Source organism: Kribbella sp. NPDC004138 (assembly GCF_053603655.1).
This window is the reverse complement of record NZ_JBSGFZ010000024.1, coordinates 157,454-170,495: the sequence shown is the minus strand read 5'-3', so window position 1 is coordinate 170,495 and position 13,042 is coordinate 157,454. Positions and strand designations below refer to the sequence as shown.

12 protein-coding genes are annotated in these 13,042 nt (G+C 70.9%); 6 read left to right on the top strand and 6 right to left on the bottom strand.

All coding sequences use genetic code 11. The annotated features are described in order from the left end of the window. Positions 1-52: 52 nt before the first annotated feature. From ACWEOO_RS30855 to ACWEOO_RS30840, 4 genes are all read right to left on the bottom strand, one after another. On the bottom strand, positions 53-2,701 hold the full coding sequence (locus ACWEOO_RS30855) for a glycogen debranching protein (RefSeq protein ID WP_452146036.1): 2,649 nt from the start codon (positions 2,699-2,701) through the stop codon (positions 53-55). Between the two features lie 44 nt (positions 2,702-2,745). Continuing rightward, positions 2,746-3,753, bottom strand: coding sequence for a LacI family DNA-binding transcriptional regulator (locus ACWEOO_RS30850; protein WP_452146035.1), 1,008 nt, complete (start codon positions 3,751-3,753; stop codon positions 2,746-2,748). A gap of 74 nt (positions 3,754-3,827) precedes the next feature. Beyond that, entirely contained in the window at positions 3,828-4,604 is a 777-nt protein-coding gene (locus tag ACWEOO_RS30845) for an LLM class flavin-dependent oxidoreductase (protein ID WP_452146034.1), read from the bottom strand. Between the two features lie 47 nt (positions 4,605-4,651). Continuing rightward, positions 4,652-5,392 carry an SDR family NAD(P)-dependent oxidoreductase gene (locus ACWEOO_RS30840; RefSeq protein WP_452146033.1) on the bottom strand — a complete coding sequence of 247 codons (741 nt, stop codon included), beginning with the start codon at positions 5,390-5,392 and terminating at the stop codon, positions 4,652-4,654. 144 nt (positions 5,393-5,536) lie between these two features. Here ACWEOO_RS30840 and ACWEOO_RS30835 point away from each other — a divergent pair, with 144 nt between their 5' ends. From ACWEOO_RS30835 to ACWEOO_RS30820, 4 genes are read left to right on the top strand one after another with little or no spacing between them, the layout of a single operon-like run. Continuing rightward, the gene (locus tag ACWEOO_RS30835) at positions 5,537-7,009 is read left to right on the top strand and encodes an AlkA N-terminal domain-containing protein (RefSeq protein WP_452146032.1); all 1,473 of its coding nucleotides are present in this window, start codon (positions 5,537-5,539) and stop codon (positions 7,007-7,009) included. 2 nt (positions 7,010-7,011) lie between these two features. Further along, positions 7,012-7,566, top strand: coding sequence for a GNAT family N-acetyltransferase (locus ACWEOO_RS30830; RefSeq protein ID WP_452146031.1), 555 nt, complete (start codon positions 7,012-7,014; stop codon positions 7,564-7,566). Further along, on the top strand, positions 7,563-8,054 hold the full coding sequence (locus ACWEOO_RS30825; protein WP_452146030.1) for a methylated-DNA--[protein]-cysteine S-methyltransferase: 492 nt from the start codon (positions 7,563-7,565) through the stop codon (positions 8,052-8,054). The genes ACWEOO_RS30830 and ACWEOO_RS30825 overlap by 4 nt, the downstream gene beginning before the upstream one ends. Positions 8,055-8,080: 26 nt before the next feature. Beyond that, positions 8,081-8,629 (top strand): YdeI/OmpD-associated family protein, encoded by a 549-nt coding sequence (locus tag ACWEOO_RS30820; protein ID WP_452146029.1) that lies wholly within the window; start codon positions 8,081-8,083, stop codon positions 8,627-8,629. A 15-nt stretch (positions 8,630-8,644) separates the two neighbouring features. Here ACWEOO_RS30820 and ACWEOO_RS30815 read toward each other — a convergent pair whose 3' ends face one another. Further along, positions 8,645-9,874, bottom strand: a complete 1,230-nt coding sequence (locus ACWEOO_RS30815; protein ID WP_452146028.1) for a cation:proton antiporter — start codon at positions 9,872-9,874, stop codon at positions 8,645-8,647. A gap of 2 nt (positions 9,875-9,876) precedes the next feature. After that, positions 9,877-10,353: a cation:proton antiporter regulatory subunit gene (locus ACWEOO_RS30810; RefSeq protein ID WP_452146027.1), complete on the bottom strand. Its 477-nt coding sequence runs from the start codon at positions 10,351-10,353 to the stop codon at positions 9,877-9,879. 131 nt (positions 10,354-10,484) lie between these two features. On the opposite strand from ACWEOO_RS30810, the gene ACWEOO_RS30805 reads away from it, so the two are divergent. Both ACWEOO_RS30805 and ACWEOO_RS30800 read left to right on the top strand, forming a co-directional pair. After that, positions 10,485-11,027, top strand: coding sequence for a PadR family transcriptional regulator (locus ACWEOO_RS30805; RefSeq protein ID WP_359927156.1), 543 nt, complete (start codon positions 10,485-10,487; stop codon positions 11,025-11,027). Continuing rightward, positions 11,024-13,036, top strand: a complete 2,013-nt coding sequence (locus ACWEOO_RS30800; RefSeq protein WP_452146026.1) for an oxidoreductase — start codon at positions 11,024-11,026, stop codon at positions 13,034-13,036. Before ACWEOO_RS30805 ends, ACWEOO_RS30800 begins: the two co-directional genes overlap by 4 nt. Positions 13,037-13,042: the final 6 nt, after the last annotated feature.

Here is a 13,042-nt window from a genome sequence, read left to right as displayed (position 1 = left end):
GGTGCGCGGAACGGTCGCGCACCGGCCGGCCAGGGCTCAGCTCAGGTCCGACTCACTGCAGCGTGATGGTGAGCGCCGTGTGCGCACCGCGCGCCGGCACCCGGACCTCCGTTCCGCGGCTGGTCGTGACGAGCTGGTACGTCGCCGCGTGACCGTCGACCGCCACGCTCCGCACCGTCGCGCCCTTCGGCAGTACGGCGCCGACCGTGAGCGCCGCGCCGACGCCCTTCACGGTCACCTCGGTCGACAACGCCTTGTTTGTAAGGCGTGCCGACACATCGACGGCTCCATGACCGACCTTGATATTGCTGCCGGCAACCTTCTGCTGACCTTCCGGCAGCTGCGGTACGACGGCGATCCGGCCGTGGCCCAAATCGGGGTCGACGCCGAGCTGCTGGTGGATCACCGGCCAGAGGATCCCGTACGCGCCCCAGGCCTGCAGCGCCATCGAGCGGTCGTAGAACGGCCGGCCGATGTTCGCCGCGGAGTCGGGCGACGGAGCGATCTCCGGCATCGCGCCGGGCAGCTCCCAGACCGACGGGTCGAGCTGGATCCGTGCGTTGCCCGTCGTGTAGACCTGCTGCTGCTTCGTGCCCAGCCGCCCGAAGTTGCCCTCGGCAACGGCCATGATGGAGGTGTTCAGGCCGAAGATGCTGCGCTCGCTCTGCACCTGCGACACGATCGGGTCGCAGGAGTCGCCGCGGTTGCCGCCCTCGGCCGACGTCGGGCCGGTGCCGGTGTGGAACAGGCCGAACTCGCCCGTGTAGCAGGTGGTTTCGCGCTGGTCGAGGGCGATCCGCGCGTGCGCGTCCGACGCGAGCGGCGAGGTCTGTCCCGGCCGGGTCAGCACCGCTTCCATCGGCGTGACGCCGATCCAGTGCCGCTGGAAGATCGGCGTGTTGTCGTTCGCCGGATCGGCGGGGTCGTCGACCGAGTCGGCGTACCCCTTCGCGGCCGGCACCCACCACTGCGCCTCGAACCGGGACTCGAGGTCGGTCGCCCGGGCGGTCGCCCACTGCTGCACCTTCGTGTCGTGCTTGGACGCGGCCAGGTCGGCCAGGTCCCGCAGGCCGCGGGCCAGGTACACGGTGCTGTCGAGCTTCTCGACACCCATCCCGGCGCGCTCGACGTTCGCCAAGCCCTCGGGCCAGCCGTCGTTGTCCTTGTCGAGCTCGCGGTACACGTACTGCAGGTTCCGGACGCTGAAGTCGTACATCTCGTCGCGGAACTTGTCGTCGCCCGTCCACCGCCACAGCAGCGCGACCGTGCTCGGGAACTTGACCGTCTCGTCGGTGTTGCCGGCGCTCTGGTTCGACCCGAAGTACACGTCACCGGTCGGCGTCACCTCGTGCGCGACCTTGCCGCTGCGCTGGTTGAGCAGGTCGCTGACGTCGCGGAGGGCGCGCAGGTGTTCCTTCACCGTGTCGAACTGACCGGCCGCGACGGCCGCGAACGCGGTGTATTCGCCATCGGTCGCGAACAGCCAGGGGTAGTCCGGGAAGCCGGCGCCGAACCAGCGCGCGGCCGGCACGGTCCCGACCGGTGCCGGGTAGTCCTTGCCCTCGTTCACGTCCCGGATCCGCAGGTTGCGCGCCTCCTGGACCGAGTCCGCGAGGTTCTGCTTGCTCCACTCGACGCTCTGCTGCAGCAGCCGGTCACCAGGAAGGTCCACTGCGGACTGCGCGTCGATCTGCTGCCGTGCGGAGGTCTTTGCCCGCAGCAACTTCTCCGGGTTGCTCAAGGCCTTGCCGTACTCGCGTTCCGCGGCGCCGCTGCCCTGATCGGATCCGGCGACCGCGAACCAGATGGTCTTCGATTGTCCGGCCGCGAGCGATACGTCGTAGGTGAGCCGGCCGCCCGTGCCCTTGCCGACGAGCGAGTCGTCGCACCGCGCGGGTGTCGTACCGTCGGCCGGGCAGATCACCGCCGGGCTCTGCGGTCCGCGGTGATCCGGGCCGAGTTGGTGGTCCGACGGACGCAGGGACGATCCGACGAACGCGGCGTAGTCGTGGGCGGCGGCGTTCGGGTATGTCGGGGTGCCTTGTTCGCGGAAGCGCAGTGCGCTGCCGGTGAAGTCGCCGGTGTCCGGGAGGTTCGCGTCGGCGGCGCTCGGCGTGGTCCAGCCCCACGGGTACGACTGCATGAGTTCGGAGTGCGCGTCGACGTCGAGCTTGACCGTCTTCGCCGTACTCGAGCTGAGGGTCAGACCGACGAGGGTCGCGCGGATGCCGTCCGGCACGAAGTCGGTACGGCGGACGTTCACCGCGCCGGAGTAGTCGATCCGGCTGTAACCGTGCCCGCTGGTGTACTTCGCGGCCGGCATCTGCTTGCCGAGCCAGTTCCCGTCGAGGCCGAACCAGATGCCGTCGAGGAGCTTGATCGGCTGCGACCAGAAGCCGCCCATCTCGCCGCGGACGTGCCACCCGGCGGCGGGGTACAGGCCGGACTCGTCGCCCATCGCGTAGGCCCGGTCGCCGACGACCAGCGAGCGGCGATCGGTCAGGCGCGTGGTCTCGGAGAGTTCGGACCCGCCGGTGGCGACGGCGGTCGTGGTCGAGGACCCGGCGGCCGGTCCGGCGATCGCGGAGGCGGTGCCGGCCAGAACGGTCGCGGCGGCCAGCAGAGCGATCCCGGCGGTCCGGCGGGCCGGTCTGCTTCGGGGCGGGGCGGAGCTACTTCGGTTGGTCGGATAGGGAGTCATGGCGGTTCCTCCTTCTCGCGGCGCCCGGGGAGAAGCGCCGAAAATCAGCCAGGGGCCGAGCTGCCCCTGATCACCAGTTCCGGTTGCAACAGACGTCCGGCGCGTGCGGTTTCACCAGGCCCGCCGGTCAGGATCGTGATCAGCTCCTCGGCGATCTGGTCCATCGGTTGCCGGAGGCTGGTCAGGCCGGGGGAGACGACCTCCGCGAGCGGCGAGTCGTCGAAGCCGGTGACGCCGACGTCGCGGCCGGGAGCGAGACCGCGGCGGGTCAGCTCGCGGAGCGCGCCGAGCGCGAGGATGTCGCTCAGGGCAACGATCCCGTCGACGGCGCCGTCGTCGTCGAGCAGCCGCGCGGTCGCGCGGGCGCCGTCCTCGATGGTGTCCTCGCGGCAACGGACCGCCAGCCCGGCGGTCGGCAGCCCGAGGTCGTTGCACGCGTCGCGCCACCCGCCGGCCCGATCCTCGGCCAGGCCCGACGTCTTCGGCCAGCCCAGGAACGCGATCCGGCGACGGCCGGTCGCGTGCAGGTGCCGGACCGCCGTCGCGGAGCCGGCGGCACCGTCGACGTCGACCCATGCACCGGGCTGAGTGGTTTCCTTCCACACCCGGCCGAAGCTGACGAACGGGATGCCCTGCTGTTTCAGCCACCCGTGCCGCGGGTCGTGCGTCTCGGTCTGCGACAGCACGAACCCGTCGACCAGCCGGCGCGCGTGCAGGTCGTCGTACGTCGGCATGCCGTCGACGCCGCCCGGTGCGGTGAACAGCAGGATGTGCCGGCCGGTGCGTTCCGCGGCGGCGCACAGCGCGTGCAGGAACTGGTCCATCACCAGGTGCGTCTGGTTCGGCCAGCTCGGCACGCAGTACCCGATCAGTTCGACCGCGCTGGTGCGCAGACTACGGGCGTTACGATTGGGCCGGTAGTTGAGCAGCTCGATCGAGCGGTTCACCCGTTCGAGCGTGTCCGGGCGGAGGCGGTGCGGAGCGTTCAGCGCGTTCGACACCGTCTGCACGGAGACCTCCGCGTGGGCGGCAACCTGCTTCAAGGTAGCCACAGCGACCTCCCACGGGGGTTTTGAACGTTAAAAACATCCGCAGTCTGCACCGGAGCGGTCGCGCTGTCAACGGTTCAGAGCGCCGGCGGCCCCTGGCGCACGATCGCCAGGGTCTCGTCCGCCGGCATCGGCGCGATCCACCGCCCCCACCACGTGGCACCCGCCGCCGCGAACGCGCTCGGGTCCCCGCCACTCACCTTCACGTCGGATGCGCCCGCTGCCAACAGCCCGACGACATCATCGGGCGTGATCTGCTGCGGTGCGTCCGTACTGCCTTTGTAAGCACACGATCCGTCCCACCGCAGGATCCGCCGCCGCACCGCGGGCACCAGAAAGTTGCCTCCGACCCAGATCGGTATCCGCGGCGCCTGCACCGGCCGCGCCGTCAGCTGTGCGTTCTCCAGCGTGTAATGCTTCCCGCGGAAGGTCACCGGCCGGCCCGTCCACAGCTCGTCGATGATCGCCAGCCCTTCGTCGAGCATCTCCGCCAGGACCCGCGGGCTGTTGGCCTCCAGGAACGGATCGCCGGGATCCCCGATGCCCACTCCGAGGATCATCCGGCCACCGGACAGATGGTCCAGCGCCACCGCCTCGGCAGCCACCTTCCACGGCCGGCGCCGGGGCAGTGGAGTCACGGTCGTCCCGATCCGGATCCGCTCGGTGGCCATCGCCATGGCGGCCAGACAGATCCACGGGTCGTACGTCGGGTGGGACGCGTCTCCCTGGTAGACGAGGTAGTCCTCCAGGAAGAACCCGTCCCACCCGGAGTCCTCCACCACTCGAGCAAGCTCCGCCAGCCCGCGCGGATCCCGCCCGACCCCCACCGCCCCCACCGTCACCGAAAACTTCACCCACCCGACGCTAACCCCACCTGCCGACAGAAGCGGGTGTCGTTGGGTCAGGCGGTGTGGCCGCCGTCGATGGTGAGCTCGGTGCCGGTGACGTACGCGGCGTGCGGGCCGGACAGGTAGGCGACCGCGGCGGCCACCTCGGCGGGGGTGCCGAAGCGGTCGAGGGCCAGGTCGGCGATCTGGGGCGCCGCGAACGGGCCGTCGGACGGGTTCATGTCGGTGTCAGTCGGCCCGGGCTGGACGACGTTGGAGGTGATGTTGCGCGCGCCGAGCTCGCGGGCGAGCGCCTTGCTCAGGCCCACCAGCGCGGCCTTGCTCATCGCGTACAGCGTCATCCCGGGGCTCGTCACGCGCGCGGCCGCGCAGCTGCCCAGGTGGATGAGGCGGGCCCCGTCGGACAGCAGCGGTACGGCGGCCTGCGTGGCGGCGTACACGCCCCGGATGTTCACGGCGAGCACGCGGTCGACGTCCTGCGGCGCGAGATCGGTGATCGGGGCGATCGCGCCGACGCCGGCGTTGTTGACCAGGATGTCCAGCCCGCCCAGGGCTTCCGCGGCCAGGCGGACGCCGTCCGCGACCGCGACCGCGTCACCCGAGTCGACGGCGTACGCGAACCCGCGCCGCCCGAGTGCCTCGATCTCCTTCACCACCGCGGCCGCGGCGTCCGCCGACGAGTTGTACGTGATCGCGACGTCCGCTCCGCGCTCCGCGAGGGCCACCGCCGTCGCCGCGCCGATCCCGCGGCTGCCGCCGGTCACCAGGGCCTTCTTGCCAATCAGTTCGTTCATGTCCTCCAGTCCAGCGGCCAGGGTCCGCCGACGCTGGCGAGAATCCGCCACCGGATCCTCGCGTCGCATTCCCGCGACCGGCCCTCCACCTCCAGGTCGCAAATCCGCTAGCGACTGTCGGTGGCGGCAGGGATGCTGGAGGGCGTGTACGAGTGCAGGGAGCGATGCGTCCGCGCGGTGCAGTCCAAGGACGCCCGGTTCGACGGGTGGTTCTTCACGGCGGTGCTGACGACCAAGATCTATTGCCGGCCGAGTTGCCCGGTGGTGCCGCCGAAGGTCGAGAACATGCGGTTCTACCCGAGCGCGGCCGCCGCTCAGCAGGCCGGTTTCCGGGCCTGCAAGCGGTGCCGTCCGGACGCGAGCCCGGGCTCGCCGGAGTGGAACGATCGCGCCGACCTGGTCGCGCGGGCGATGCGCCTGATCGCGGACGGCGTCGTCGACCGCGACGGCGTACCGGGCCTGGCCGGCCAGCTTGGCTACAGCGTCCGTCAGGTGCAGCGTCAGCTCCAGGCCGAGCTCGGCGCCGGCCCACTCGCGCTTGCCCGTGCGCAGCGGGCACAGACCGCGCGTCTGCTGATCGAGACGAGCGAGCTGCAGATGGCGGACGTCGCGTTCGCCGCCGGGTTCTCGAGCGTGCGGACGTTCAACGAGACCGTTCAGGAAGTCTTCGCGCTGGCGCCGACCGAGTTGCGCCGGCGGGCTCGCCGGGGGACGACGACCGCCGCGCCCGGCACGATCTCGCTCCGGCTTCCGTTCCGCGCGCCGTTGACGCCCGACAACCTGTTCGGCCATCTGATCGCGACCGGCGTGCCCGGGGTGGAGGAGTGGCGCGACGGTCACTACCGCCGCACGTTGCGGCTCCCGCACGGTCACGGGGTCGTCGCCCTGCGACCGATGCCGGACCACATCGCCTGCCAGCTCTCGCTGACCGACCAGCGCGACCTCGCGATCGCGATCAGCCGTTGCCGCCGGATGCTCGACCTGGACGCGGACCCGGTCGCCGTCGACGACCTGCTCGCCACCGATCCGGTGCTCGCTCCGCTGATCGCGAAGGCCCCGGGCCGACGTGTCCCGCACACGGTCGACGGCGAGGAGTTCGCCGTCCGGGCGGTGCTCGGGCAGCAGGTGTCGACGGCGGCGGCCCGGACCCACGCGCAGCGCCTGGTCCTGCAGCACGGCGAGCCGATCGAGGACGCGTCCGGCGGGCTCACGCACCTGTTCCCGACGATGCAGGCGCTGGCCGGGCTCGACCCGGAGACGCTGGCGTTCCCGAAGTCCCGCCGTACGACGCTCACCACGCTGATCGCGACGCTCGCCGCCGGTGAGATCGACCTCGGGGCCGGCGCCGACTGGGACCGTGCGCGCGAGCAGCTGGCCGCGCTGCCCGGGATCGGGCCCTGGACGGTGGAGTCGATCGCGATGCGCGCGCTCGGTGACCCGGACGCCTTCGTGGCCAGCGATCTCGGTATCCGTTACGCCGCGCGTGACCTAGGCTTGCCCGAGGCCCCCAAACTCCTGACCGACCACGCCCGCGCGTGGCGGCCCTGGCGTGCGTACGCCGTGCAGTACCTGTGGGCCACCGGTGACCACGCGATCAACACGATCCCCGCGGAGTGACGATGACCGAACTGACCACCGACCGCCTGCTGCTCCGGAACTGGCGCGATTCCGACCGGGAACCGTTCGCGGCGCTGAACACCGACCCGGCGGTGATGGAGCACTTCCCGGCGCCGCAGACGCGCGAGCAGAGTGACGCGCTGATCGACCGGAACCGGCCGCTGATCGACGAGCGCGGCTGGGGCCTGTGGGCGCTGGAGGTCCGGGACACCGGTGAGTTCATCGGGTTCACCGGGTTGTCGGTGCCGAGCTTCGAGGCGCACTTCATGCCGGCCGTAGAGATCGGCTGGCGGCTCGCGAAAGGTGCCTGGGGCAACGGTTATGCGACCGAGGCGGCCCGCGCGGCGCTCGCGCACGGGTTCGGCCCGGGCGGGCTGCACGAGGTGGTGTCGTTCACCACGACCACCAACCTGCCGTCCCAGCGGGTGATGCAGCGGATCGGGATGACGCACGACGAGCCCGGCGACTTCGACCACCCGCGGATCCCGGAAGGCCATCGGCTGCGCCGGCACGTGTTCTACCGGGTCGACCGCGCGCAGTGGGAGTCCACCCGGTGACGTACACCGTCGTCGACAGCCCGCTCGGTCCGCTCACCCTGGTGGGCACCGACGCGGGCGAGCTGACCGGCCTGTTCATGGACAAACAGCGGTACCGCCCCGATCGGACCAGGTTCGGCGATCGTGACGACTCCGCCCTGTCCGCGGTGGCCGAGCAACTCGACGAGTACTTCCACCACGGCCGCACGACCTTCGACGTACCGCTGCTCCTGAGTGGGACGGAGTTCCAGCGCCAGATCTGGGCCGCTCTCCAGGACATCCCGTACGGCGTGACCACGACGTACGGCGGTCTCGCCGCGGACCTCGGGCTGAAGCCGCAGTCGGCCCGCGCGGTCGGACTGGCCAACGGGAAGAACCCGGTCAGCATCATCGTCCCGTGCCACCGGCTGGTCGGATCGACAGGGAGTCTCACCGGGTACGGCGGCGGCATCGAGCGCAAGCGGGCGCTGCTCGCGCACGAACGTGGAGAAAAACTGCTCATTGGATGAGCACTTATCCGGCGCAAGCTGGTCCCATGGAGACCTTGGACTGCGTGGATGCGAACCAGTGGCGTGCCTGGCTGGAAGCCAACGGCCGGAGTGAACGATCCGTCTGGCTCGTGGTGCACCGCGAGCCAGACGGCCTGAACCTCGCGGCCGCGGTCGAGCACGCGTTGTGCTTCGGGTGGATCGACAGCAAGACGGTCCGGCGCGACGAGCGGACGACGTACCAGTGCTTCACGCCGCGGAACCCGCGGAGCACCTGGAGCAAGGTGAACCGCGAGCGGGTCGAGCGGCTGACCGCGGCCGGCCTGATGCGCGGGCCGGGGGAGGAGCTGGTGGCGCACGCCCGGCGGACCGGCACGTGGGACCTGCTGGCGGACGCGCAGAACCTGATCGTCCCGCCCGACCTGCAGGCCGCGCTCGCGGCCGACCCGCAGGCGGACGAGCAGTTCCGCGCCTTCCCACCGTCCACCCGCCGCGCGATCCTCGAATGGATCACCCTCGCGAAGCGCCCGGAGACGCGAGCACGGCGGATCGCCGAGACCGTCGCCCGGGCAGCCGCCGGAATCCGCGCACGCTGAGGCCCTTGTCGCCGATCAGCTTGTGGGGGACGAAGGCACCGTGGCTGTGTCGTCCAGACGCTCCGCGGCCGGGGCGTCGGTCGGCTGCCGCGGTTTACGGGTCAGGCGGCGGGCGATCGGCTCGGTGTAGCGGGCCGCGACCGGTCCGAGGATGACGAGGATCAGGACGTACGCCGTGGCGAGCGGGCCGAGCTTCGGCTCGACACCCACCGCGAGGCCGGCGATGACGATCGAGAACTCGCCGCGCGCGACCAGCGTCCCGCCGGCCCGCCAGCGACCCGCGGGCGAGATACCGGCGCGCCGGGCGGCGTACCAGCCGGTGGCGATCTTGGTCAGCCCGGTGAGGATCGCCAGTCCGAACGCGACCGCCAGCACCGGCGGGATCTTCGCCGGATCCGTGCTCAGGCCGAAGAACACGAAGAACACCGCGGCGAACAGGTCCCGCAGCGGGCTGAGCAGGTTCCGGGCGCCGTGCGCCACCTCGCCGGACAACGCGATCCCGACCAGAAACGCGCCGACCGCCGCCGACACCTGCAGTTGCTGTGCGATCCCCGCGACGAGCAGCGTCAGGCCGAGGACGACGAGCAGCAGCATCTCCGGGTTGTCCGAGGAGACCGCGCGGCTGATCACCCGCCCGTACCGGAGCGCGACGAACAGCACGACGCTGACCGTGCCGAGCGAGATCAGCAGCGTCATGCTCCCGCCGGCCAGTCCGACACCGGCCAGCAGCGCGGTGAGGATCGGCAGGTAGACCGCCATCGACAGGTCCTCGAGCACCAGGATCCCGAGCACCACCGGCGTTTCCCGGTTGCCGAGCCGTCCGAGATCGCCGACGACCTTCGCGATCACGCCGGACGAGGAGATCCACGTGACGCCGGCCAGCGCGACTGCCGCCACCGGGCCCCAGCCGAGCAGCAACGCGACAGCCGCACCGGGCAACGCGTTCAGCAGGAAGTCGACCGCGCCGGAGATGTATTGCGTCTTCAAGGTGCCGACCAGATCCGACGCGGTGTACTCGAGTCCGAGCAGCAACAGCAGCAGGATCACGCCGATCTCGGCGCCGGTGGCAACGAACTCCTCGCTCGCCGCCAGCGGCAGCAGGCCGCCGTGCCCGAACGCGAGCCCGGCCAGCAGGTACAGCGGGATCGGCGAGAACCCGAGCCGGCCGGCGATCCGGCCGAGGATGCCGAGGGCAAGGATGACCGCGCCCAGCTCGATCAGCAGGGCAGTGATGTTCTCGTGCATGCTCAGCCCTCGGCGATCAGGTCGGCCACGGCGTCCACACCTTCGCGGGTGCCGACCACGACGAGCGTGTCGCCGGTCGCGAACCGGAAGTCCGGCGTCGGCGACGGCGTCGCCCCGGTGCGGCGCAGGACCGCGACGATCGACGCGCCGGTCCGGCTGCGGGCCTGGGTGTCACCGAGCGTCCGCCCGGAGTACGGCGACTTGGCGGTGACCGGGATGTGCTCGGTGACCAGGTCGATCTCGATCTCACCGCGGACCGGGTCGAGCGGTTCCGGGATCAGCAAACCCGCGAGCGCGGCCGCCTCGTCCTGGCCTAAGGGGACGCTGGCCTGGCACTCGTCGTCGTCCTCGGGATTGTGGAAGCCGAGGAACCGGCGCCCGTCGTTGTGCACCACCACCGAGACGTGTTTGCCGGCGTCGGTGACCAGGTCGTACCGCAAGCCGATACCGGGCAACGTCGTCTTCGTCGGGTGGTTCATGGATACTCCGCTCCGGGATAGATGGCGTCTGCAACCATTCTCTCAGACCTCATCAACCTTGTCCGGACAAGTGATGTGACCTGAGCTGCAATCAGGTGCACTGCAACGAGTTGCATAGGTACGCTCCGGGAATGGCGCTGGAGCACGCGATTCTGGTTTCGCTGACCGAGCGGGCCGGGTCCGGGTACGAGTTGGCCCGGCGGTTCGACCGGTCGATCGGGTACTTCTGGCCGGCCACGCACCAGCAGATCTACCGGGTGCTGCGGCGGATGGACGAGGCCGGCTGGGTGAAACACACCGAGATCGCGCAAGACGGCCGCCCGGACAAGAAGGTCTACCGGGTCGCGGCGGCCGGGCGTGCGGAGTTGTCGCGCTGGCTGGCCGAGCCGGAGGACCCGGCCGTCCTGCGGGACGGGCTCGGCGTGAAACTGCGCGGCGCCTCGCTGGGTTCGGTCGACGTGGTGCTGAAAGAGATCGAGCGGCACCGGGCCGAGCATGCGACCCGGCGCGAGGTGTACCGCGGGATCCAGAAACGCGACTTCCCGAAGCCGGCCACGCTGCACGGCCGCGACCTGCATCAGTACCTCGTACTGCGCGGCGGGATCCGCGCCGAGGAGTCCTTCGTCGCCTGGTGCGACGAGGTGATCGACGCCCTCCGGAAGGACAGCCGATGAGTTCGTACCCGAAGCTGCTGGAGCCGCTCGACCTCGGCCATGTGGTACTGCCGAACCGGGTGATCATGGGGTCGATGCACACCGGCCTCGAGGACCGGTTGAGCGACTTGCCCAAGCTCGCCGCGTACTTCGCCGAGCGTGCCCGCGGCGGCGTCGGGCTGATGGTCACCGGCGGCTACGCGCCGAACCGGACCGGCTGGCTCACGCCGTTCGGGTCCACGCTGATGACCAAGCGGCAGGCGCGCAGGCACCGGCTGCTGACCGGCGCCGTGCACGAAGCGGGCGGCCGGATCGCGTTGCAGATCCTGCACGCCGGCCGGTACTCGTACCACCCGTTCAGCGTGTCCGCGTCCGCCCTGAAGGCGCCGATCAACCCGTTCCGGCCGCGCGCGCTGTCCGATCGCGGCGTCCGGAAGCAGATCCAGGCGTACGTCGACTGCGCGGCGCTCGCCCGCGACGCCGGGTACGACGGCGTCGAGATCATGGGCTCGGAGGGCTACTTCATCAACCAGTTCCTGTCCGAGCGGACGAACCGGCGGACCGACCGCTGGGGCGGCAGCCCGGAGAACCGCCGCCGGCTCGCGGTCGAGATCGTCCGGCGGACGCGGGAGCGGGTCGGCGACGACTTCCTGATCATCTACCGGTTGTCGATGGCCGACCTGGTCGAGGGCGGGCAGACCTGGGACGACGTGGTCACGCTCGGCCGCGAGATCGAGGCGGCCGGGGCGTCGATCATCAACACCGGGATCGGCTGGCACGAGGCGCGGGTCCCGACCATCGTCACGTCGGTGCCGCGGGCCGCGTTCACCAGCGTGACCGCCGCGTTCAAGCCGCACGTGCAGATCCCTGTGGTCACGTCGAACCGGATCAACCTGCCGCAGGTCGCCGAGGAGGTGCTGGCCCGCGGCGACGCCGATCTGATCAGCATGGCCAGGCCGTTCCTGGCCGACCCGGAGTGGGTGCTGAAGGCAACGACCGATCGGGCCGACGAGATCAACGTCTGCATCGCCTGCAACCAGGCGTGCCTCGACCACGTGTTCGCGAAGAAGAAGGCGAGCTGCATGGTCAACCCGCGCGCGGCCCGCGAGACCGAGCTGCGGCTGCTGCCGACCCGGCGGACGAAGAGCATCGCGGTGGTTGGGGCCGGGCCGGCCGGGCTGGCGGCGGCGGTGACGGCGGCCGGGCGCGGGCACCGGGTCGAGCTGTTCGAGGCGGACGCCGAGCTCGGCGGGCAGTTCGGGATCGCGCGCCGGATCCCGGGCAAGGAGGAGTTCGCCGAGACGATCCGGTACTACCGGCGGCAGCTCGACCTGACCGGCGTCAAGGTGCACCTCGGCCGCCGGGCCGGCGTCGACGACCTGACCGGTTTCGACGAGATCGTGCTCGCGACCGGCGTCGTACCGCGGGTGCCGGCGATCCCCGGCATCGACCACCCCAAGGTGCTCTCGTATGTCGAGGTGGTCCGTGACGGCAAGCTGGTTGGGGACTCGGTCGCGGTGATCGGGGCCGGCGGGATCGGTGTCGACGTCAGTGAGTTCCTGACCGGTACGTCGCCCGATCTCGAAGCCTGGAAGGCGGAATGGGGCGTCGGCGATCCGACCCAACTGCCGGGCGCGCTCGCCGTACCGCGGCCGGAACCGTCGCCGCGCACGGTGTATCTGCTGCAGCGCAAGGCCGGGAAGATCGGCGCCGGGCTCGGCAAGACGACCGGCTGGGTCCATCGGGCCGCGCTGAAGAACAAGCAGGTCGAGCAGTTGCGGGGCGTCAACTACGAGCGGATCGACGACGAGGGCCTGCACATCACGTTCGGCCCGAAGCGCGAGAAGGCCCGTGTCCTGGCGGTCGACACGATCGTCGTCTGCGCCGGCCAGGAACCGGTCCGTGACCTGGCCGAGGCGCTGCAGGAATCCGGCCGCCCGGTCCACCTGATCGGCGGCGCCGACGTAGCCGTCGAACTGGACGCCAAGCGGGCGATCGAGCAGGCGACCCGGCTGGCCCTCTCACTCTGAGGCGGA

Coding starts and splice junctions, on each gene's coding strand:
- ACWEOO_RS30855 (WP_452146036.1), bottom strand. CDS start 2,701: ATGACTCCCTATCCGACCAACCGAAGTAGCTCCGCCCCGCCCCGAAGC.
- ACWEOO_RS30840 (WP_452146033.1), bottom strand. CDS start 5,392: ATGAACGAACTGATTGGCAAGAAGGCCCTGGTGACCGGCGGCAGCCGC.
- ACWEOO_RS30830 (WP_452146031.1), top strand. CDS start 7,012: ATGACCGAACTGACCACCGACCGCCTGCTGCTCCGGAACTGGCGCGAT.
- ACWEOO_RS30820 (WP_452146029.1), top strand. CDS start 8,081: ATGGAGACCTTGGACTGCGTGGATGCGAACCAGTGGCGTGCCTGGCTG.
- ACWEOO_RS30815 (WP_452146028.1), bottom strand. CDS start 9,874: ATGCACGAGAACATCACTGCCCTGCTGATCGAGCTGGGCGCGGTCATC.
- ACWEOO_RS30810 (WP_452146027.1), bottom strand. CDS start 10,353: ATGAACCACCCGACGAAGACGACGTTGCCCGGTATCGGCTTGCGGTAC.
- ACWEOO_RS30805 (WP_359927156.1), top strand. CDS start 10,485: ATGGCGCTGGAGCACGCGATTCTGGTTTCGCTGACCGAGCGGGCCGGG.
- ACWEOO_RS30800 (WP_452146026.1), top strand. CDS start 11,024: ATGAGTTCGTACCCGAAGCTGCTGGAGCCGCTCGACCTCGGCCATGTG.